Raw genomic sequence first — 21,799 nt, 5'->3', positions numbered from 1 at the left:
GCTCGCTAGGTGTTTCACCTGTCAAAGCAAAGATATGCTCCTTCTCGCTGCGCTTCACTCGCAAAAGCCGTTCTTCGTTACGGCTCTCGCTGATCCTCCGGGAGTCGCCGGCTGTAGCGAAGATCAACTAACCGACTTCAGAGAAGCTTCCTCAAAAAACGCGCCCGATAGCTAGATAGTGGTCTGAAACCGTTGATCTGCGCTGCAACCGGACGCTTTCTGGAGGGCGGGCGGTGAACCACACCCCTCACTTCGCTCGCTGGGTGTTTCACCTGTCCCGCTGATCCTCCCAGAGTCGCCGGTTTCCGCTCCGATCAACTAGCTGACTACAAAGAAAATCTGCGACAATCGCGCCCGATTGCTTAATATTACAGTATTAAACAGCTTATTCTTTTGCTTTTTTAACATACAATGAAATGGTTTCCTCTTGCATTTTTCCATCGTTATCTTCCCATTTAATCACCGCGTATATTTCATTTACGTCTTCGAGCATTATGGGATTTCGCGTTTTAGTGAAAAATGCTGGACCTTCAACACTTCCAGTATTAATTCCGCCTTTAAAATCCTCTGGTCCCGAAACTACCTGCTTTTGCAGTGTCGTTTCTTCGTTGTTTATGATAGCCCTCATACCGAAGTCATAATACTCGGTAACATAATTATTATCTGTTGGCTTAAAATATAATTTCCCGTTTCCAGAACTCATAATTTTGGGGGTTATTTCTATCTCGTAATCATTTAATTTCCAATGTGAGCTTTCCCCTGAGAGTTTTAAGTAATGATGCTCATTTTTAGTATCTTGGTGATTCTGATACATAACGAAAGCCACCAAAGCACAAATTATAATTATCAATATTGGATATGTGATTTTGTGAACCAAAAACTTTGCACTCTCCTTTCTAGCCTACTTTTTTTACAATCTGGCCCGTTTGATGCACTGTCCTTATCACGCAAACGCGCCCAAGTTTGTTAATAATTTAAAATCACCTTTTATTCTTCCCTCCTGAAAACTCCAACCAATAACATCATAAGCCCTATTATAAAAATAACCGGGAAAATGTACCACATAATCAACGCTGCCCAGCCATTTTTAACAATCACAGCATAGGTTAATCCAATGGAAAAGGCCAAGGCTGGTGAAATCGGTAACATAAGAGAAAATCCCCACACCTGGTATTTTCTTTTTTTCGATTTTCCCTTGCTATATTGATAAGCGATAACAGCACCTACCAATGCAATTACATACCCTACAGCGATCGCCATTGCCACACCCCCATTTTTAAATATAAGTATAGCTTTATTTACTACGTGTTCTTTAATTAAATGGCCCGTTTCAGGATTCATGCGTCTTCAACAACTGCACTCGCTTAAGGGACGGGTGTTATTTTTTTATGAGCTTGTAGAATATATCAATTACGAAACGAGCAAAAGGGACAGTGATCTGAAGTAAAACAAAAGCATAAATTGTTCCCCATACCCATGTTCCTTCTACATTTATAGTCTCCATACTGCCTCTAGTAAGCATTTCGCCTAATATCGCACCAATTGTCCCACTAAACCAAGTGATAAAAAATGCACTTCCGATACTTATTTGCCATAGCTTTTTAGTAGACAATCTACTATGTTTTTGAAAATAGCCACCTATATACAATTTAACAACCTGTAGTGGCACAATTTTCATTTCAGAATTGCCCTCTATTATAGAATATTCATTTCAATCGGAATTACTCACACTTCGCCATTTACATTCCTATTCAACAAGTAATATTTTATTATCTTTAATTAAAAAGTCTCCGTATTTTCTAGATAGAACCACTGTTTTAACTGCGTTTTTCTCATCAGCAAATACTAATAAAAATCGATCTTCAAGTACATCGATGCCCCCATTGTCACCTCTGAATCGGATATCCATCGAATCTTCAATTATTTCATTTGTCGTATACGGACCAAATACCTCTACAGCATCCCATTCAAAACTCGTCATTGTTGTTAAATCAATTTGTTTTTCTTCTTGCTCTAAGGCCAAGTGTATATCCTTACTTAAAATCGCATCCTGACTGGCTCTATTCCCTAGAAAAACAATACCTAAAATGATCATAATAATTAATAAGATCCAAGCTGTTTTACGCATTTCGTTGCTCCCTTTTTTCTCCTGCTTTGTATACGTGCAATGTCATTTACGCCTTTTATTTAACCGAACGATCCATTTCTCTTTAAAACTCTACATGAATCGTTTCGGGTGTATAGCTTATGTAATAACTACAACACCATTATACCAATGATATCCAAATATATCTCCAAAATAAAAAAGCACCGCAAAAATGCGATGCTTCTCTAGTCATTTTACTATTCACTACAGCTAAACAGTTCAGACATAAACCCATTTAGCCTTGTGACGCTTTCATAAATCGAACAGTTTGCTTTTCAGAATCATACAACACCCATTCTCTAGAATCCACAACAGCCCCCACGTTGACAATAGTTCGTAAACCTCTCACCGAAAGCTCTTCGTTCCAACTAATCGATATGGATTGTCCATCTCTTGTGAAAGTGGATCGATGCGTATGTCCGTGAAAGACTAGGCGTGATTCTGGCAAATGTTCAGCAAGCCACGCCTCTGCCTCGTTATGCGGCCATTGGTGACCATGAATGAGGATTGCATCATCCGCCTTCAACGTCTCCGGTAAGTCGTTCAAGAAGTCCCGTATAGATTCCGTCTGCTTGGTCAACAACAGAATTCGTTCTTCTTGATTGCCGTAGATGGATCGAAACGTGAATAGTTCATCGATGCCAGCTGGGTGTTTGATCACTTCTTCGACAGTCGGATACATTTGCCCATGCAAGTCTTTTTTACTGACTGTGCATTCATATAAATCGCCTGTTCCCATAAGAGTGGCTTCAGGTGCTTCATCTGCAATTTGTGCCAGTACAGCTTGCAAATCTTCTTTGGATGAATGAATATCTCCGAGTAATGCGTAGTGCATCGTGTTTCAACCCCTTATGGCGGTTTCGATCGGTGCGTCGTCTTTGGAAATCCAATCGCTGAAACTGCCGACGTATAGTTTTACATGTGGATAGTCCAGTTCTGTAAGTGCTGCGAATAAAGGAGAAGCCGTTACGCCGCTACCACAGTAGACGATGACATCGTCTTCAGGTGATACGACTTGTTGTAATTGTGCTTTCGCTTGCTGCACATCATACTGTCCTTCTGACTTCAATTGTTCCCAATCAAAGTTTCGCGCGGTCGGTATATGGCCTGCTTTATGGTAGAGAGGTTCTTTTTCTCCACGATAACGAATTTCAGAACGTGCGTCGACAAGCTGTGACGCTTGATTGCCCGCCACCACTTCTTCGACTTCGCTTCTACTTGCATATAACTGGTCTTGCCATTGCGGTTCCACCGTGGAGCGTGCAGGTGTAGCCGAGTCACTTGTTACGTCAACGATTTCGCGTAATTCAGCGTATCCTTCTGTTACGACGTGCACATTCGTGAAGCCTCCGTACTGCAACATCCACCAAGCACGAGTTGCGAAAGGATTGCCCCCGTCGTCATAAATCAAAATCGTATCTGTGCGTTCCAATCCACTTTTACGAAATAGCTCAGTCAAGTGTTCAGTAGAAGGCAACGGATGACGTCCGCCTTCTGCTGAAGTACCTGATAGATCTTCTTCTAAATCCCAATGAACTGCGCCTGTTACGTGTTCTTTTTGATAATCCAGTTTGCCACGCTCTTCATCTTGTAATGAAAAGCGCGCATCGATCCATTTCACCTGACTTGTCTCTATGTCGTGAATAGATACGAATACTTGTGTCATTGAACCAGCTCCCCTTGACGGATTTTTTCGTAGATGTTCTGCCATTGTTCCAGCTGCTCCGAACCGTCAAGCAACGTACGCTCCGATTCGATTTGCACTAGACTTTCTTGCAATAAATGAACGCGTAACGCTTCTGCTTCATCGTCAATCCATAAGTCTGCCCACTTCTCAATACGTTCTTTCTGATCACCCAAATAGCTCGATGCATCTTTTTTCAATGTTTCTTCTAGCTTCGCTTTCAAAATATCGCGATCTCCGCGCTCAAAGAACGACTTTTGATTTTTGAACGATTTATTGACCGCACTGTACACCATAGGATCTTCATATGGCGTCTCGAATGACAGCATGTCTTTGTCGTTCGGCTCATATGGAGACGGAACAATTGATTGGTCCATATCGGACAATGCACGAACTTCCATCCGTTGACGTTCTAGCAATTGTTTCTTCATATACTGAAGAATACGCAAGTTCGTTACTTTCAATTCCTGCGTTAAGTCAAAGCCTACCATATTGACAGTTTCCGCCAATGCAATTTTCAATGCTTTATCCGAAGAGTTCTTCGCGAAAGTGGACGGACTATATCCTTCTTTAAAGAAATCACCGAAACGTAGGAATACACGTTGTAAAATATAGTAGACGAGTTCACTCAATTCATCTTGAGTGGATTTCACTAAAATCTCACTTGCGCTCTTTTCAAAACGCTCTTTAATTGCCTTTTCAGCAGTCGCGAGCTCTTCTAGTCTTTCTGCTTTCCGTGAACGGTTCTGAATCGTTCTGTCGATCAATGAAGCTAGACGATCGATCGTTTTCGTAGTTTCTTCTTCTAGTGCCTGTACGACTTGTGCACGTAGATCATGCTCGAGGAATGAATAAAATTTCTCTTCAAAATCGACCATCAATGGATTCGGTTGTTGAGTTAATTTGCCCTCCAATGCTTCCAGACTGGAAATACCGTGCACCCGTGGATTACGGATTCCGAATTTCTGTAACTCATTGGCAACGAAGCCTTTTACTTCTTCGCCTTCTTCTTCATTCGAAGCGAGGTCGATTGCGTTGACGATAAAGAACATTTTATCGAGTTCGAACGCATCTTTTACGCGACCCAGCTGAATGAGGAATTCACGGTCCGCTCGTGCGAATGCGTGGTTATAGTACGTCACGAAAAGAATCGCATCGGCATTCCGAATATATTCAAATGCTACGTCGGTATGACGCGCGTTGATCGAATCCGCTCCCGGTGTATCTACCAATGTAATACCGTGGCGAGTTAACGGACAGTCATAGAAGAAATCGATCGAGTCGACGAAACAACTGCGTTCTTCTTGTGCAACGAATTTCGTGAACTCTTCACGTTCTACCGTCAATGTCGTACCGAGTGCAGACGTATACACTGGATATCCTCTTTGGAATGCGCTGATGAACGACTTATGGATGTGCAAGTTCTCGTCTTCAAGTGGTTGTTTCATCGCCGCATCCGTTTTATTGAAGGCATCTTCAAGTGAAGAAATATCGATACCGAGCGCATGAAACGACAACGCTACGTCTTCGGTCATCGTTGCGATATCCTTCAAGTGGATATCAGCAGTATTATGCAAGTGTGCTTCACTTACCGGACGGATTCGGTTGATCGCAGCCGTGGTCGGATTCGGTGAAACAGGCAACACTTTTTCACCAATCAACGCGTTAGAAAATGAAGATTTCCCCGCACTGAATGCGCCGAACAATGCCACTGTGAATTCTTGTCCTTTTAAGCGATTTGCCTTCGTCATCAAATACGATGCTGTTTCGGCAAATCCAGGAATGGCTTCAACAGACCCTGCGATATGCTGCGCATGAATGATCGCTTTTTCTGAATCAACGATTTGACGTTGTTCTTCCACCACTTCTTCTACTACTTCAGCAGTCGTTTCTTGTTCTTCTACTTTTGCTACGTAATCGATGGTTTCGATTTTTTTAGGCTGTTGCCACTCAGCCACCAGTTGATCGCGACCCATACGTGTCGGTGCGGACGGATTGGCGATTTCTTTATCGACCCATTCCATGCGCTCTTGCCATTTATTCATTTCTTTCAATGCATCTACTTTTTCTTGAAGCACGGCGATGGTTTCAACGAGAGGTCCTGATTGCTCGCTGCCGGATTCCTTCGCGATGACAGACATCTCTTGTTTCCATTTATCCGTTTTTCGTTTATACACTAAATGAATGGCACGCTTCATTTGCTCTGCATAATTCAAAATAGTTTCGCCGGTAATTACTTCTTGAACATGCAGTTGCTCATCTACTTCGTCAAACGGTAGTGTTAGATCCATATTGTCAATCGCAAGTGAACGCTCATCGGTTAAGATCCCCGCTTGTTTCAATGAACTTTTCATTAAAGACTTCATATAGATTTCGATTTGCGTGTGAGCTAAACCTGAAATATTATCGTCTAGCTTTTGACGGCGTCTTTCGCGTTCTTCCGCTGTCTTCTTCGCACCAAATAATAAACCGACTTTGAACTTCGGTGACTTCGCTTCTAAATGATCCTTTAGTAATTCTCTCGTTTCAAACGGTGCTAGTCCTGCATTCGACAATAATTCATTGCGCTCTTTCTCGAAATTCACATAAAATTCGTCTCCGGAGACTAATTCGAGACGCTTTTTTGCATCCTTCAAATCTTGATTCAGCTCTTCAAACTGATCCCACTCGGATTCGCTCAGGATTTCCGAATGATTCTCTTTCAAGTCGTCTATTTGTTGCTGAAGATATTTCATATGCTCATCTTTTAATTTCAATAAGGATTGCTCAATATTCTGTTCAAAATTCTCTTCGCGGTGTTCGATCGAACCATCCACGATTGCTTTGACTTTTTCAAAATCATTATGCGGGTGATCCAATTGTTTCAATGACGTATAGAAAATCCCTTTTGGCTCTACACCCCATAATTTGAACGAATCTTCAACGGACTTTTTGAATTCATCGAATGATAATTCACTGTCGCGATGCTTATCGATCTGATTAATAATTAAATAGACGTTACTGTTATAACGCATCAATTCTTTTGTGAAACGGAAATTCATTTCAGATTGTACGTGATTATAATCCATCGTATAGAACACTAGGTCCGCCAAGTGTAATGAGGACTCGGTGGATAATCTATGTGCATCATCTGTCGAGTCGACGCCTGGTGTATCCATTACCGTAATTCCTTCAGGTAAATTGGATTCAGTATGGCCGATTTCAATCAATGAAACTTCAGCCCCATCCTTACTGTACGCTTTCACGCCTTCAGAAAAACCATGGCCGCTGAATTTCACTGCACTCCCATCGACACGATGGATAATCGCATAATCTTCATCCGCTTTATGTACTTTTACAATATTCGCACTTGTTGGAATAGGACTGGATGGTAGAAGGTCGTCTCCTGTTAATGCATTGATTGTCGAAGATTTTCCTGCCGAAAAGTGTCCGGCAAATGCAATTGTATATTCTTTGTCGATTATTTTATTAGCAAGTAATGTCGTCTTTGCTTTGCGTTCATCATCTTCATTGCTGGAAAAAATCTGTCCATATGTAGCAGATTGCTGTAAAAATTCATGATTTGTAGACATAATCGTCGTCCTTTCAATTTAAACTCATCTCATCATACCATTAATGCGTGAAAAAATAGATAGTTACTTTATAAGTATTACTTTTCTAATAGAGAACGTATTGTGCACTTGTTCTCTACGTGTTCGTGTTGGCTAATATGGAAGGATGCGAATGAATAGTGACTGTTTAACTATTCACTGAAAATTTAACTAGTCTTTTGGACATGATTGGTGATATGATTGAACTACCAACTTATTCGCGAAAGGGCGTTTCTTTAGATGGATACAGCAACAAATGTACAAAAAGTGTTAAATGCAACGATTGCTTCCCTTACTACTGTAGTCCCATTAAAATTCCAAGTACTTTCCCCTGCCCTTATACAGCAACCTTATGAACAACGTGAAATCAGTGTATTGATTGGTTTAATTGGGAATATTAAAGGCCGTTTAATTGTAGAGCCTACACAATCCATTGTCAGTGAAATTGGTCTAGCTATGTTCGGTATGCAAATCGAAGGAGAAATGGCTGAGTCATTCACTGGAGAACTCGGAAATATGATTGCAGGAAATCTCTGTACGGTTTTAGAAAAAGAAGACCTGACGTTAGATATTTCGCCACCCACAGTCATGACAGGGCAAACTAAATTTTATGGCTTTAAGCAAGCGTTTAAAATTCCCGTGAAATTTGAAGATGATCAGATTCTGAACTTGTTGCTCACTATTGACGAAGAACGATAACAGTCAAAAAAACGTGTAGACATCGGAATTCCGACGTCTGCACGCTTTTTTCTATCTTGTTACGAGAACGGTACAGGTAGCACGCGTTCAATAACCGGCAGTAATTCTATATTCTCCGGCTTGACAAATAAATGAATCGAACCGTGATCATCGCTCGTTCGAATCAAACGACCAATTCCCTGTCGCAAACGCAACAGCATAAACGGTAGTTCAACTTCATCAAACGGATCTTCCGCATATTCCCTTCTAGCTTGGAATAATGGATCATGCGGTGGAAACGGCAAATCGAAGATGATGACACGAGTCAACGCGTCGTTCGGTAAATCCAGACCTTCCCACAAATGATACGAGAAGAAGACAGATACTTTACGTTGCTGGAAGTCTTTCACTAATGAAGATAATGAACGTTCCCCTTCATATGTCACCATGACGCTTTGTTCAAGCGGTAATTGATCGTATGCTTCCATCATTGATTGCTTGGAATTGAACAATACCAATGTCTGTTCCTCTTCTTCCAATAACTCAGAAAGGCGTGCGATATTCTCTTCCGTCTTCCCTTGTTCCAAATGAATTTTCATGACATTTTCATAGTCGAATGGCGATGCGATAGAAAATGATTGATAATCTACGATCCCTAAACTATATGCTAAGTAATCAAAAGATTTCTCAACTGACAATGTAGCAGAGGAGAAGATAATGGGCATCGTGCCTGTAAATAATTTTTCTTTCAAAATGGACGTGACCAGTCGCGGCATAATGAGCAGCGTACTATCTTCGCGACGATTTTCAAGCCAATCTACTGCGTCATTGTCGCCTGCAAATAGCTCCATTGAATAAATGTACTGCTCCAAATACTCTTCGACAATTTTTAAGTCATATTCAGGAATGACATATAATTCGCCTTCAAAAACAAATTCTTCAAGAAGTTCATTGGATAATGCGACAGCTGTTTTAGCTAGCTTCATCATCTCCGGATTCTTTTCGATCGTTAACCGTTCATTGTCATTTTGCGTCGCATTACTTTTCAACTGTTTGAAAAACAGTTCATGGGTCTCAAGCAATTGCTCCATTAACTGCAAGGTGTTCTCTCGGATGCCATCCACCATAATCCGTTCAAGTAAGTTGATAATCGTTTGTTCTTGCACTTCATATGTCAACGCACGCTGAGCGGAATACTCCAGTAAATGTCCTTCATCAAAGACGACCATCGATACTTCTGGTAATAAAGGCAATTGACCTTGTCTTACGCGAGATTCTTTCGTCCACAAATGTTCCATATAGAAGTCATGTGAGCAAATGATTAAGTCTGCAGCTTCACGATAGTGATTACGATGAATCGTTTGACCGCAACGATTTCGGATATCACAAGCCGCACATTGCATGATCGGGTGGTAATTGATCATTTCCCACTCGTCGTCAGCCAAATACGGATAATCTGAACGCTCGCCATACGGATATACCGATTGCAATGAACGCTCCGCATGCACGAATTCCGGTAATTGATCTTCGACTAGATCAACAAAATCTTCGTTCGTCTTCATACTCGTTTCTTCCAAACGTTTTAGACAGATATACTGATTACGCGCTTTCGCCAAACGGACGTCCACGGTCATATTGAGTGCCGTACTCAATTTCTGAATATCGCCTTCTTCTTTGATCAATTGATCAATCAATGTTTCATCCGCACAAGAAATTACGGCAGGCTTCCCTGTATAACGCGCATACGCAATAGCCGGCAATAAGTACGCAATCGTTTTTCCGGTACCTACTCCTGCTTCTGCAAGTAAGACGTTCTTTTCTTTCAGCGCTTTTTCTATTTGAAATGCCATATAAATTTGTTCATCACGGCATTCGAATCCTTTTTCTGTTAAATCATCATATAACGTATCCCCGAGCCAATCGTTGAGAGATTCGTAAAATGTTTGCCCTTTATCCAACTCAAATGGAATTTTTGTACTCATACTAACTCCTCCTGAATGCAAGCGAAAGGAAGAGGGATCTACTCCTCTTCCTGCCCGTCTAATTATGAACGCTGTCCCCAGAACTGATACAGATCAGTACGGATGAAGCCGTTAAATAGTTTACGTTTTTTTGTTGCACGTTTGCCGTACATCGTTTCATAGTTTTCAAGTGAAGATAAAATATAGACAGACCAAGATGGATAGTGTTTCATAATCTCACCAAGTGTCTCTGCAATCTCTTCCGCTTCTTCCACTTCACCCAGTCGTTCACCATATGGCGGATTGGCGATTAACACTCCATTTTGACCTTCCAATATCAAATCACGTACGTCTCGTTGCTCGAAAGAAATCAAATCTGTAAATCCTGCTTCCATCGCATTTCGCTGTGCCACAGAGACGATATTGTGATCTACGTCAAAGCCACGAATATCAAGTTCCAAATCGTACTTCGCAACATCTTCTACTTCTTCGCGCACACGATCCCATACGTCTGCTTTCATCCAAGGCCATTCTTCACTTAAGAATGAACGATTATAACCTGGCGCTAAATTTTGTCCAATCATAGCCGCTTCGATCGCAATCGTCCCTGAACCACAAAATGGGTCTACAAACGGACGATTTGGATTCCACTTAGAGAGTTTTACGAGTGCAGCTGCCATCGTTTCTTTCAGTGGCGCATCCCCTTGCGCCATTCGATAGCCGCGTTTATGCAAACCTTGGCCACTTGAGTCTATTGTCAACGTTACTTTGTCTTTTAAGATAGATACTTCTAGTTTAAAAAGCGGACCTGATTCACCTAAGAACCCAGTACGTTTATACGCGCTATTCAATCGTTCCACAATCGCTTTTTTCACGATGGCTTGACAATCAGGTACGCTGAATAATTTGGACTTGACCGATTTACCAGACACAGGGAACGCCGCATCGACCGGCAAGAACTCTTCCCATGGCAAAGCTTTCGTACGTTCGAATAATTCATCAAATGTAAAGGCTTTGAATTCGCCCACGATAATTCGTACACGGTCGCCTACGCGCAACCACATATTCGCCCTCGCGATAGCTTCTTCATCTCCCGTAAAGTAGACTTTTCCGTTCTCTGTTTGGCATTCATAGCCAAGATCTTTTATTTCAGACGCGACGATGGATTCAAGTCCCATCGCAGCGGTTGCTACTAATTTGTATTCACTCACGTATCAACACTCCATTCTTTGCTTCAGGTCAATATATCCTTTCCGATTTTTGAAAGGGTTATGTATGCGTTCATTTCTATAAAAAGAAAAACTCTCCCAAAACTGTAGGAGAGCTAATTGTAAGGTAAATGCCATAGAATATTCTGTAAGCCATGTTTTGTTCTTCGGTACTCAAACGGCTCACGCCTCGTACTTGAAGTGGTAATCATCTATCTACAGACCATTGCCTGTTCCTTCCTCCATTGAATTCTTTCGGAAGAACGCCCCTACCATAATTTGGGTTTCTCACTCGTGGGGTTTACCCGTTCCACTCGACATGTTTCCATGCCGACTACGTCACTGTGGCACTTTCAGGGAATCTAGTCCATATCCGAAGACTTAGGAGTTATTCCCGCCATCAATGCATATGCATTGCCCCGGCTTATTTTTTCACCGAGCACGAACACTACGGTCATCTCAGATCCGTGTGAGCATGGACTTTCCTCTACAACCGAAGTTGCAGCGATTACCTGAATACTCTCTATGGCACTCCTGAGTATACACCATATCCGTAAGTTACACAATGAATTTGATTGGAATGAGTTAGATTTACTGTTGGAAGTGAGTTGGAGAGCGAAGTAGTTGGATATCGATCACGTACTGGCGGTCATTTAGTGTGGATATCGAGTGAATTGAGCGGTTGGATATAGTTTATGAGCGGTTAACGTTTGGTATAGAGCGGATACGAGTGAAGTATGAGCGCCCGAGCGAAGTAATGAGCGGGAGAAGCCAAAGTATGAGCGCTTGAGCGAATTAATGAGCGCAAACGAGTTCGCTTGCGTGAATTGATCACTTTTCCAATTAAAAAACAACACCACGTAGATCGGATCGCAATTGCGGGGCGTTGAGAGTTAGTCTGTCTCTCCCCCTTCCCTTCTATAAATTACTTAGTGTAACTTCTGTAAAACAGGGAATTCATCTAGCAAGACTAGTATTTATGGTGTAAAGGAGGGCTCTCATTGTGAAGGATAGTAAAGATGAGATTGTTTTGCGTGGATTACGAGAAAACAATTTGAAAGATATAGATATAAATTTGCCTAAGGAACAGATTACGGTGTTTACTGGCTTGTCTGGATCAGGCAAAAGTTCGGTAGTGTTTGATACGTTGGCAACGGAGAGTAGACGGCAGATGACGTTGAATTACCCGTTGTATGTACGTAACCAAATGCCTCGCTACGAACGGCCACGTGCGGATCTGATGCGGCATTTGAGCCCTGTTATTGTGGTAGAGCAAAAGCCGGTTGGCGGAAATACTCGCTCGACTGTTGGGACGTATATGGACATTCATCCATTGATTCGTCTATTGTTCTCGCGCATCGGTACACCCGCAATTGGCTCGGCGACGGATTTCTCCAGTCAAAGTTCGTTTGGTAAATGTCCACAGTGTAACGGTTTCGGTGAAGTGGTGTACCCTGATTTGCATAAAATCATCGACTTGGACAAGTCACTTCGAGAATACGCTGTAAAGTTTAAGCCGTTGTCCCCTTCCGGTTGGCAAGGTCGATGGATGATGACAGGCGGATTATTCGACCCCGATTTACCAATTAAAGAGTATCCGCAAGATCAGTATAATTTATTGATCTACGGACCACCTGAAGGCGAGAGAGTGTTTGCGCCATTCCATACGAAAGATGGTCCGCATGATCATGAATGGGACGGTTTATTACCGAGGTTTGTACGTCTATATATTAATAGAGATATTACGAAACTCAAACAAACGTCTCAAGAAGATGTACTGGCTGTATCGACACATACATTATGTCCCACTTGTGATGGCTCAGGATTAAATCCAGAAGTGTTGAAGAGTAAAATCAACGGTTTCAATATTGCTGAATACGATAAATTGGAACTCACAGAGCTTCTGCCCGAACTAGAAAATATCCAAGATCCTCTTGGTGAGTCTATTGCACAGCAAGCGATTCCCAATGTGCAGCAATTGATTGATTTGGGACTCGGCTATTTAAGTCTGTCACGAAAAATGGGAACTCTTTCTGGCGGTGAAGCGCAACGAGTAAAAATTGCACGCCATTTAGGGAGCAGTTTAAACAATATTAGTTATATTTTCGATGAGCCAAGCGCAGGTCTTCACCCGGAAGAAGTCGATATGCTTATTCAGATGCTCCAAAGCCTGAAAGCTAACCACAATACCGTCATTGTGATTGAACATGATTTATCTGTTATAAAGGTGGCGGATGAAATTGTGGAAATGGGTCCCAGTGCAGGTGCAGCAGGCGGTGAAATCGTCTATCAAGGGAAGCCGGCTGGATTAAAGAATGCTTCTGCATTAACGAAACTGGATCACAAAATAGAAATCAATCAGCACCCACGCGAATCAAACGATCATTTTGTCGTAACTAGAGCGAATCAAAATAATCTTAAAGATGTATCCATTGATATTCCTAAAAACGTTCTTGTGTCTGTCTGTGGCGTATCAGGTTCAGGTAAAAGTTCTTTACTATTTGAAGCGTTTTCGGCAAAATACCCCGATATTATTAAAGTAAGCCAAGGCCGTATCGGAATTTCCAGCCGTTCTACGCTAGCTACATATATGGGAATCATGGATGACATCCGGCAGATTTTGGCAAAAGAAACCGGACAGCCAGCTGGTTTATTCAGCTTTAATTCGTTAGGTGCTTGTCCAGTATGTGACGGGAAAGGTGTCACCACTCCAGATGTGGCGTTTGCGGACCCGGTAACCGTTGTATGTGAAGCTTGTGAAGGATTGCGCTATTCGGATGAAGCTCTTTCTTATGTATACCGCGGGAAAAATATCGCAGAAATCTTGGAATTGACAGTAGACGAAGCGAAAGAATATTTTGTTATGCCCAAGATAGTAAAAAGGATGGATATGCTCGATGAAGTCGGTTTACATTACCTTACGTTAGGACAAACGACGAGTTCATTGAGCGGTGGAGAAATACAGCGACTTAAACTGGCGAGCCACTTACAGAATGAAGGGCAAATCTATTTGTTAGATGAACCTTCATTAGGATTGCATATGAGTGACAATGGTAAGCTACTCGAGTTGTTCCAGAAGATTGTAAACAAAGGGAATTCAGTCATCATCATCGAACATAACCTTGACTTCATTGCAGCTAGTGATTGGGTAATCGAGCTAGGTCCGGGCGGTGGAAAACGTGGAGGAACCATTCTCTTTGAAGGCACACCGCAAGAGATGCTGTCTGCTGATACATTGACGGCAAAATGGTTGAAGGATGGTGTGTGATGCCATTTCCACACAACTTAAAAACTAGAGGTGAGCGATTTGGAAATACTTCACATAACTACACAGGATCCAGCAGTTCAATCTATTTGCGCAAAAGACCCTAAGCTGAAACAGTTGATCTCGCTAGTTGGCGATATGGAAATACCTTTACGAACAGATTATTTATCGTCTATTGTTCGATCCATGATTGGGCAGCAGATTTCAGTACAGGCAGCGAGCGCGATCTACGCTCGGTTGCTCGATTTGCTTGGAGGGCATATAACGGTTGACGGGTTGATTAAGACGTCAAAAGAAGAGTTAAGAGAAGTAGGCTTAACTATGAGAAAATCTGAATATGTCAAGGACCTTGCGGATAAAATAGCAAATGGTGATCTGGATCTTCTACATATCGCGGAATACGATGATGACGCGGTTCTCAAACAATTAATCAATGTCAAAGGCATCGGTAAATGGACAGCAGAAATGTTTTTGGTTTTATCACTTGGCCGTCCAGACGTGCTTGCTGTCGATGACGTAGGAATCCAGCGAGCTGCACAGTGGCTGTATGGAGTGGAAAAGTCCGAACGACGTCAGCTACTCGTTGAGAAATCACCACTTTGGGCACCTGAACGTTCCATTGCGTCCCATTATTTATGGGAAGCCATTCATTTAGACTTTGTTCAAGATTATACATCGCTGGAGGAATTAATCCAAACGACAAATGAACGTAAATGAACTGAAAAAGAACCGCCACATTCACACTGTGGCGGTTCTTCTATTTCAAGTTGTCATTTTTACTGTTCGGGCTGAACCAGTTTGTCGCCAAATACTTCTCTTTCAAGATTCGCAATGCGCTGAATAATATCAATGTTCGTCGTTTGAGGGGCCGGTGTTTGAGAACGTCTTTGAGAAGAATTGACTTCTGACTTCAATCTCGTATTTTCTTCTTGTAGACGTGCAATTTCCTTTTTAAAAGTTTCATAGTCTTGAATGACATCGTCCAAAAACCAGTCCACTTCCTCTTGTTTATACCCTCGAATGGCTTGTTTAAATTCTTTTTCTAAAATCGTTTTCGTATCCAGCTTTAATTCCATGACAAAACGTCCTTCCGTCTGTGATTCCATAAGGTCATTATAGCATATGTTGTCATTCCTTGTCTTACCGAAAAAGACTATTGTTCTTCTCGTGGCGCTTCTTGCGCTTGCCCAGGAAATAGTTTTCTATTCACTCGCATTTCCCGTTTTGCTAAAGACTTCTTCATCCGGTGACTAAAACGTGAGGTAAATTCATCGGATTGTTGCAATAATTGATCTGCACTTAGTATGCGCGCATATGCAAGCGAGTAATCCTTTACTTGATGTTCATATAACTTTGCTAGTTCCTCGTAAGCTAGTACTTGTTCTCTGCCAGTGCCATACGTTGCAACGATTTCAAATGATTGAATGGCTCGATCGAATTCTTTATGGCGCTTTAGTAAAAAACCTAAATGATAATGCGTCATAGGATAACTCGTCCCGTACTCTTTTGCAATTCGTTGGAGTTCGATATAACTATGATCTTTCAAACCGAGATCTTGAAACCATTTGGCGATATTCGTTGCGATTTGGGCATTTGACTGACTAGTTTCTTCCATGACCAGATCAGTGGATAGGCTAAACAGTGTCACAAGCGATAGGATATCCCATTCATTATGCCACATGACTTTCATCAAAATTTCTGCGCGACCATTTTTCACCGCATCTTGATAAATAATAGGCGCCATATGGCCAGGTATATCATCTTTCCGGTGAAAGCCTAGCTGCGTTCGCTCTACTTCGGTCAACTTGAATGATTCCATCTGCCCTTTCCAAATTCGGCGCGATCCATGTAACAAATCAATTTGATGCGGGATAGGCAGTGGCGGCAACAGTTTCCGATGTAAAGACCAACGTGTTTGGAGTTGAGGGAAATCAAAGCTTTTCCCATTATATGTGACGAGTGTAAGTCCTTCTTTCCACAATTCTGATGCATAAAGAAATGCCGCTTCATGATCGGGATTCGGCAACACATACTGTGTCATGATGAATTCATCGGACTGTAATTCCAGTAGCCCAATGAGAAAAATGACAGCTCCAGCGCCTTTTAAACCGGTCGTCTCCGTATCGAAAAATAGCAGCTTACCGGCATTTGGGGCTAATGGATGCAAATAATCAGCTTCAGACCATTTCATCAGCTTTTGCTTCACATCTCCCAAACGAAAATCACCGTGCATCGTATCGAGCGGATAATGAATCACCCGCTTATAGACGACGCCAAATTCATTTTCTATTTTCTCCATGCCTGTTGTTAACCAGCGTTTTTCATAGCTTGGTGCGGGTGGTGCCTTGAAAGTCTCTTCCACTTCCTTGACCACTGTCGTCTTTTTCAACAGCGACTTCATCGCCATCAGCTTTTGCTCATATGACATGACGATTCAACTCATCTATCTGTTCCCCTATTTGTTGGCTATCCACTATATGTTGAACCCCTTGTCTATAGAACGGATGAATTTTTATATGTGTTACATTCTGGTCTATCATAACTTCACCTCAGAAATGATTGTCATGCTTTAAATTATACATGATCTCTCTAGTTTTATATGAAATTTGAATTTCTGACGTTTCATTATTTCATACTTCGAACAATAGAAAAAGCGATATATCCTACAAAAACAGGACAAATCGCTTACGTTCATTCTATATGATTTCGATTAAACTACAACCGCTTCTCTCACCTTTACAGGAACAACTGCCAGTACATGATCGATCAGGAAAGTTCGTTTGGAATTACGCAAAAAACAGTATGCTGTAAATGTTTTGCCATGTATATTCAGTACACGGATTTTTCGTTTGCTAATGGAACCATCTTTCGCTTCATACATCACTTCGAGAATATCACCATATCGTAACGCCTTTTCTAATGAATACCGCACACTCGTTCCCTCCCTTTGTTCCAGTATAAAGAATGTACGTTCGATTGTAAAGTATTTTACATAATGTATTCTCACGTTTTTCACCATTCTATCAAGGGTACTATAGAAGAAAAAGGATGTGAGTAAATGCCTTTCGATTATGATTTGGATTACAGTACGTTAGATTTACGTAAAAACCCCGAATTATATAGAGTAGGAAAAGGTGAACAAGGCGTGTTGTTAGTTGAGCCTTACAAAAGTGAAATTTTGCCTCATTGGCGTTTTAAGACGCCTGAAATTGCGAAAGAGTCCGCAGATCAAATTTGTCAGCTTTTTGAAGAATATCGAAAACAGGATGACTTTGTCGGCATGGACATGGCACGTAAATTCATTCAAATGGGCTATACACGCGCTCGTCGTTACGCGAATCATAAAAGTGGACGGAAATATAATGAAGACGGAACGGTAAAGGCCCGCGATATAGATCCAATCAAGGCAGAGTCTGCAAAGATTTTCAAAGAACGATGGGATGCAATTCGTGAAGATGAAGATTATAGTAAGCGAAAAAAAGCACATCAGAAAGCATATGGATAATACTCTATAAAGTGAGGCTCTTATATAACTATCTCGCCCCGTTTCCCTGCAATCCGAAAGGCACGCTTTCCGAGGGGCGTGCCTTGAGCCAAGCGAATAACGTAGGGTTCGCTTTGCCGTATTTCTGTGTACTTTGCAGAAATTAAGGCACCTGTCCAGGGTCTCAAGACGCACGCTGATCCCTCAGGAGTCGGCCTTTCTCCGTTCCGGTACAATCTGATACTCTAAAAAATATTTACTGACAAGAACAGATTAAAAGCGTAAAGGACTCATTCCTAACGTTTTTTTCTGTTCTGTCCCAACCTCTTCATTTACTTCGTCAGTTCGTCTATCACTTGACGTTTCTCTTGCAACCGCGAGCTATCCAAGGGCTCAAGTACTGAATGAGTGAAATGGTTCCACGCGTAATTGGTCATCAGCAAAACGAGATTTTTCGTCTTTTCATCCTCCGAATTACGGGCAATATACAGAAGAGCGTCCAATAAAGCATTGAGAATACTTGCATCTTCTTTACCGTAATAACTAATTTGGCTGAACGCCGCATAGAAATAGTCTTCTGAACTTGGATACACCGTCACTACACACGGTTTGTTCTCCTCCGTATACGTCACCGCAATTCCTCCAGGTAACAAAGTAGTGCGCTGCAACACTTCCCCTATCGAATGAATACAACGGACAGCAGTATTCGGGTCATTGATTCCTGGTGATAGCGCTCGCAATGCGATTTCTACAATTTTTTCGATCCCATACTCTACATCTTGTAAAATCGAGCGTTCTTCACCTAATACGAAATGCGACGACAGATTGTCGGTAGAAAGTTCTTTCTGAGAATATACAGTAGCAATACTCGTATGCGTTCCACAAAATGCGCCGATTGGCTTTACTACATCCACAATCGCTTGGTGATCAATCGCCCATTTCGTCAATTTCTCATATTCGATATATTGTATATAGCCATATTTTTCACCCCTCACTTCCGTAACAAAAGGAAAACTTTGTGCGAAAAAAGGCTTTTCGTCGCTCCAGACGACGCGGTTTCTTTTCATTCCATTTCTTTCACTGTTGAGCGATTTGAGAACATCATCGGTTAATTCACGAATAAGTCGACTTACTTGAATCGAAGTTCCGACGTTATGTATGAAAAATGCGAAGAATGCTAAACAAATCACTGCAAGTACGACTCCGACAGAAGCAGATATTACTTCATGATTGATGGATGCTTTACGCATGAATAGTAACGACAGTATGGTGTAGACAAAGCCCCCCATAAAGATACCTAACACACGTTGAGTAGATGATTTGTTCAAGAAATTCTGAAGTGCTCGTGGTGAAAATTGTGAAGAATACATCGTCAACACGACCATGATCGTCGAAAACGTGACGGTTGTCATAGTGAGCAATGCGCCTGATAACGTACCTAAAATCGTTTGCGCTAAATCTACTGTCGTTCTGAAGTAGCTAGGTATGTATTCTTTCAGGTCGTTATTATACTTTGTGTCGACTAATACCGTAGCAAGCGCAAAAATGGATGCAAGAATCGTATACACGCTTGGAATGAACCAAATACTTTCACGCATCTTTAATAGTAATCGTTTGAGCATGGACCTCGTCCTCCAATCCTTGTATCAAGTGATAACTATATTTACTATACCCTGTATGGCTGATTAAAAACGGTAACGAATACACTATACATCGTAGAAAAGACTTATAAAATAGTCAAATTGACAACAATACTTGTCATAATGAATATCATACGTTACAATACAATCAAGAGGTGAGGTTAGTGAGAACAAGAGTAAAAGAATTACGAGCGCGTGACGGGCTCAATCAAACGGAACTTGCCAAGCTGGCAAAAGTATCCAGACAAACGATTAGCTTAATTGAAAGGGAAGAATTTGTGCCTTCCTTGCTTATTGCGAAACGGATTGCACATATTTTTGATGAGACAATTGAAAGTATTTTTATTTTTGATGAGGAGGAACTATAATGAGAATGATTATTTGGACACTTGTCGGTGCAGTAGTCGGATTCTTTGGAATGTATGCTGCGTTATCTATTGATTTCAAAGCAGGCTTTTCACCTATTGGATTTGAATTAAATATAGTATTGATCGCTATCACTTTACTGCTCTTTGTCTTCATTGCGGTCAGTTCTACGCAAATGAAAAAGAAAGCTGGTCTTACACTGACGGGTGTTGACGAAGACGAACGGGATGTGTGGCAATATAAAAAATTCAGTGACCTGAACTTATGTAATACGATCGCACTGATCGTAAGTATTGTGGCACTAGGCGTCTCGATCATCACCGATCAGCCGGCATGGTTATTACTGACTTCCGGTGGAATTTTACTACTATCTATCGTGTTTTCCATGTTGGTGCCCGGTTTGATGAAAACTGTTTATCCCGACCGCGAGCTACCATCAGCTTCCGAAAAAAACTTTGCCAAGAAGCTACTAGACGCTTCCGATGAAGGCGAGAAATTCGTCATGCTTCAAGGCTATTATAAAACGTTTAACACGATGAATCTGTCATTGATTATCGCATTGATGTTATGTATTCTGTACTCTGTGGGCACAGGTGACTCCCAGTTATTCTCTATATTCATTGTAGGTCTCATACTGATTATAACGAATGCACAGTATTTGCTAACCATTCGAAATAAATGACAGATAGATCAATAGAATCCTAATCGCTGTTCAAGTACTTGTTGCTTTGAACAGCGATTTTTGTATTCACTCATCACACTTGCTGACGATCCAGGATTTCTTTTAAAACTACAGCTTGATTATTTTTTTCATCCTTTGCACCAAACACTAGCGTTATGTCCTTCTTATGTTCTATCGTCCAGTCCTTCAGCTTCTCTAACTCTTCTTGCTGTTCCTCATTGCTCTTTAATTCTTCTTTATACTTTACTTTGAATTGATCAAATTTATCAGGATCATGATCAAACCATTGACGAAGTTCTTTACTTGGTCCTATTTCTTTTAACCATTCATCCACTTGTGCATCTTCCTTGCTCATTCCACGCGGCCATACGCGATCAACTAGAACTCGCATTCCATCTGCTTTCTTCGCCTCTTCATAAACCCGTTTAATCTGAACTGGCATATACATCTCCTCCTATTCGTCTCTCTTATTTCATTTACCCTAAATTCTACACTTTAACATGTGATTTGTTCTTTTAAGTGGCACATAAAATATGCAACGTCGAGATTCATCTCGACAATATCTTTATTCTTTCTTTACTTAAAGTACATTGGTTATAGGTTTGCCTAGTATGGATTAATCCATTTGACCGTTTCGAGTACATCCGACGTTTCTATTTGTGCCGTAATCGTTTCAATCTGAAACGTCCAGCGTACCATTTTGTGATAGGAAGATCGGTTTCGTATAATCGACACGATACCATTTCGTTCTATCAATTTTCATTTTATTATACGAAGAATTAGAGATTAGATAACCTTGGGATTCTAGACTGTAAATAGTACGTCGAATTTTATTGAGTGACCAAAATGGGATTTCCTCTTTCCAATCGTCATACGTTTTGTACACCCACTTATATCCATCACGTTCATTTTTGGATATGAGTGAACGATAATGTAGATGTTGCAGTAAAAATGCTTCATTCAATCCAATTTCCATAACTAAAGTCGTTTGCAATCTAAAAGATGGTTCATCGAGTAATAAGTACATAGTATTTCCTCCTAAGGGAATCGAGTGTAGAAGATTTATTTTCATCTCCTCACATGCTATATAGAGGC

21 protein-coding genes and 1 other RNA gene are annotated in these 21,799 nt (G+C 41.3%); 6 read left to right on the top strand and 16 right to left on the bottom strand.

Annotated elements, in window-relative coordinates:
- Positions 1-385 precede the first annotated feature (385 nt).
- From CSV61_RS04200 to CSV61_RS04170, 7 genes are all read right to left on the bottom strand, one after another.
- Positions 386-814 carry a hypothetical protein gene (locus CSV61_RS04200; RefSeq protein WP_143561054.1) on the bottom strand — a complete coding sequence of 143 codons (429 nt, stop codon included), beginning with the start codon at positions 812-814 and terminating at the stop codon, positions 386-388.
- Positions 815-987: 173 nt separating this feature from the next.
- Positions 988-1,260 carry a hypothetical protein gene (locus tag CSV61_RS04195; RefSeq protein ID WP_099638217.1) on the bottom strand — a complete coding sequence of 91 codons (273 nt, stop codon included), beginning with the start codon at positions 1,258-1,260 and terminating at the stop codon, positions 988-990.
- 118 nt (positions 1,261-1,378) lie between these two features.
- On the bottom strand, positions 1,379-1,678 hold the full coding sequence (locus CSV61_RS04190) for a hypothetical protein (RefSeq protein ID WP_099638216.1): 300 nt from the start codon (positions 1,676-1,678) through the stop codon (positions 1,379-1,381).
- A 69-nt stretch (positions 1,679-1,747) separates the two neighbouring features.
- Positions 1,748-2,128 carry a hypothetical protein gene (locus CSV61_RS04185; RefSeq protein ID WP_099638215.1) on the bottom strand — a complete coding sequence of 127 codons (381 nt, stop codon included), beginning with the start codon at positions 2,126-2,128 and terminating at the stop codon, positions 1,748-1,750.
- A gap of 253 nt (positions 2,129-2,381) precedes the next feature.
- Complete coding sequence (locus CSV61_RS04180; protein ID WP_099638214.1) at positions 2,382-2,981, bottom strand: metallophosphoesterase family protein; 600 nt, start codon at positions 2,979-2,981, stop codon at positions 2,382-2,384.
- Between the two features lie 6 nt (positions 2,982-2,987).
- Complete coding sequence (locus CSV61_RS04175) at positions 2,988-3,812, bottom strand: sulfurtransferase (RefSeq protein ID WP_099638213.1); 825 nt, start codon at positions 3,810-3,812, stop codon at positions 2,988-2,990.
- On the bottom strand, positions 3,809-7,402 hold the full coding sequence (locus CSV61_RS04170) for a dynamin family protein (protein ID WP_099638212.1): 3,594 nt from the start codon (positions 7,400-7,402) through the stop codon (positions 3,809-3,811). Before CSV61_RS04170 ends, CSV61_RS04175 begins: the two co-directional genes overlap by 4 nt.
- Positions 7,403-7,660: 258 nt before the next feature.
- Between CSV61_RS04170 and CSV61_RS04165 the strand changes: the two genes are divergently transcribed.
- Positions 7,661-8,119 carry a chemotaxis protein CheX gene (locus CSV61_RS04165; RefSeq protein WP_099638211.1) on the top strand — a complete coding sequence of 153 codons (459 nt, stop codon included), beginning with the start codon at positions 7,661-7,663 and terminating at the stop codon, positions 8,117-8,119.
- 59 nt (positions 8,120-8,178) lie between these two features.
- Here the strand turns inward: CSV61_RS04165 and CSV61_RS04160 are convergent, their stop codons facing one another.
- From CSV61_RS04160 to rnpB, 3 genes are all read right to left on the bottom strand, one after another.
- On the bottom strand, positions 8,179-10,080 hold the full coding sequence (locus CSV61_RS04160) for an ATP-dependent DNA helicase (RefSeq protein WP_099638210.1): 1,902 nt from the start codon (positions 10,078-10,080) through the stop codon (positions 8,179-8,181).
- Positions 10,081-10,142: 62 nt separating this feature from the next.
- Positions 10,143-11,270 carry a THUMP domain-containing class I SAM-dependent RNA methyltransferase gene (locus tag CSV61_RS04155; protein ID WP_099638209.1) on the bottom strand — a complete coding sequence of 376 codons (1,128 nt, stop codon included), beginning with the start codon at positions 11,268-11,270 and terminating at the stop codon, positions 10,143-10,145.
- Positions 11,271-11,411: 141 nt separating this feature from the next.
- An RNA gene (rnpB, locus tag CSV61_RS04150) (RNase P RNA component class B) lies at positions 11,412-11,787 on the bottom strand.
- Positions 11,788-12,270: 483 nt separating this feature from the next.
- Here rnpB and CSV61_RS04145 point away from each other — a divergent pair.
- Together CSV61_RS04145 and CSV61_RS04140 are read left to right on the top strand one after the other, a co-directional pair.
- Positions 12,271-14,535: an ATP-binding cassette domain-containing protein gene (locus CSV61_RS04145; RefSeq protein ID WP_099638208.1), complete on the top strand. Its 2,265-nt coding sequence runs from the start codon at positions 12,271-12,273 to the stop codon at positions 14,533-14,535.
- 39 nt (positions 14,536-14,574) lie between these two features.
- The gene (locus CSV61_RS04140; RefSeq protein ID WP_099638207.1) at positions 14,575-15,249 is read left to right on the top strand and encodes a DNA-3-methyladenine glycosylase family protein; all 675 of its coding nucleotides are present in this window, start codon (positions 14,575-14,577) and stop codon (positions 15,247-15,249) included.
- A 59-nt stretch (positions 15,250-15,308) separates the two neighbouring features.
- Here CSV61_RS04140 and gpsB read toward each other — a convergent pair whose 3' ends face one another.
- The 3 genes from gpsB to CSV61_RS04125 all read right to left on the bottom strand — a co-directional run bounded on the left by gpsB (position 15,309) and on the right by CSV61_RS04125 (position 17,464).
- On the bottom strand, positions 15,309-15,608 hold the full coding sequence (gpsB, locus tag CSV61_RS04135; protein WP_083036176.1) for a cell division regulator GpsB: 300 nt from the start codon (positions 15,606-15,608) through the stop codon (positions 15,309-15,311).
- A 77-nt stretch (positions 15,609-15,685) separates the two neighbouring features.
- Positions 15,686-16,960, bottom strand: coding sequence for a ribonuclease H-like domain-containing protein (locus CSV61_RS04130; protein WP_099638206.1), 1,275 nt, complete (start codon positions 16,958-16,960; stop codon positions 15,686-15,688).
- Between the two features lie 282 nt (positions 16,961-17,242).
- The gene (locus CSV61_RS04125; protein WP_099638205.1) at positions 17,243-17,464 is read right to left on the bottom strand and encodes a transcriptional regulator; all 222 of its coding nucleotides are present in this window, start codon (positions 17,462-17,464) and stop codon (positions 17,243-17,245) included.
- Between the two features lie 126 nt (positions 17,465-17,590).
- On the opposite strand from CSV61_RS04125, the gene CSV61_RS04120 reads away from it, so the two are divergent.
- Entirely contained in the window at positions 17,591-18,037 is a 447-nt protein-coding gene (locus tag CSV61_RS04120) for a DUF4385 domain-containing protein (protein ID WP_099638204.1), read from the top strand.
- 311 nt (positions 18,038-18,348) lie between these two features.
- On the opposite strand, the gene CSV61_RS04115 is transcribed toward CSV61_RS04120, so the two are convergent.
- Complete coding sequence (locus CSV61_RS04115) at positions 18,349-19,638, bottom strand: DUF2254 domain-containing protein (RefSeq protein ID WP_099638203.1); 1,290 nt, start codon at positions 19,636-19,638, stop codon at positions 18,349-18,351.
- A gap of 182 nt (positions 19,639-19,820) precedes the next feature.
- Here CSV61_RS04115 and CSV61_RS04110 point away from each other — a divergent pair, with 182 nt between their 5' ends.
- Both CSV61_RS04110 and CSV61_RS04105 read left to right on the top strand, forming a co-directional pair.
- Positions 19,821-20,024 carry a helix-turn-helix transcriptional regulator gene (locus CSV61_RS04110; protein WP_099638202.1) on the top strand — a complete coding sequence of 68 codons (204 nt, stop codon included), beginning with the start codon at positions 19,821-19,823 and terminating at the stop codon, positions 20,022-20,024.
- On the top strand, positions 20,024-20,704 hold the full coding sequence (locus tag CSV61_RS04105) for a DUF3169 family protein (protein WP_099638201.1): 681 nt from the start codon (positions 20,024-20,026) through the stop codon (positions 20,702-20,704). The genes CSV61_RS04110 and CSV61_RS04105 overlap by 1 nt, the downstream gene beginning before the upstream one ends.
- Before the next feature lie 73 nt (positions 20,705-20,777).
- On the opposite strand, the gene CSV61_RS04100 is transcribed toward CSV61_RS04105, so the two are convergent.
- Together CSV61_RS04100 and CSV61_RS04095 are read right to left on the bottom strand one after the other, a co-directional pair.
- Positions 20,778-21,146: a DUF488 domain-containing protein gene (locus tag CSV61_RS04100; protein WP_099638200.1), complete on the bottom strand. Its 369-nt coding sequence runs from the start codon at positions 21,144-21,146 to the stop codon at positions 20,778-20,780.
- 231 nt (positions 21,147-21,377) lie between these two features.
- Complete coding sequence (locus CSV61_RS04095) at positions 21,378-21,731, bottom strand: hypothetical protein (protein WP_099638199.1); 354 nt, start codon at positions 21,729-21,731, stop codon at positions 21,378-21,380.
- Positions 21,732-21,799: the final 68 nt, after the last annotated feature.

Source organism: Sporosarcina sp. P3 (genome assembly GCF_002743415.1).
GTDB lineage: Bacteria > Bacillota > Bacilli > Bacillales_A > Planococcaceae > Sporosarcina > Sporosarcina ureae_A.
Note: the sequence above shows the minus strand (reverse complement) of the source record. Positions and strands in the feature narration are given on the sequence as shown.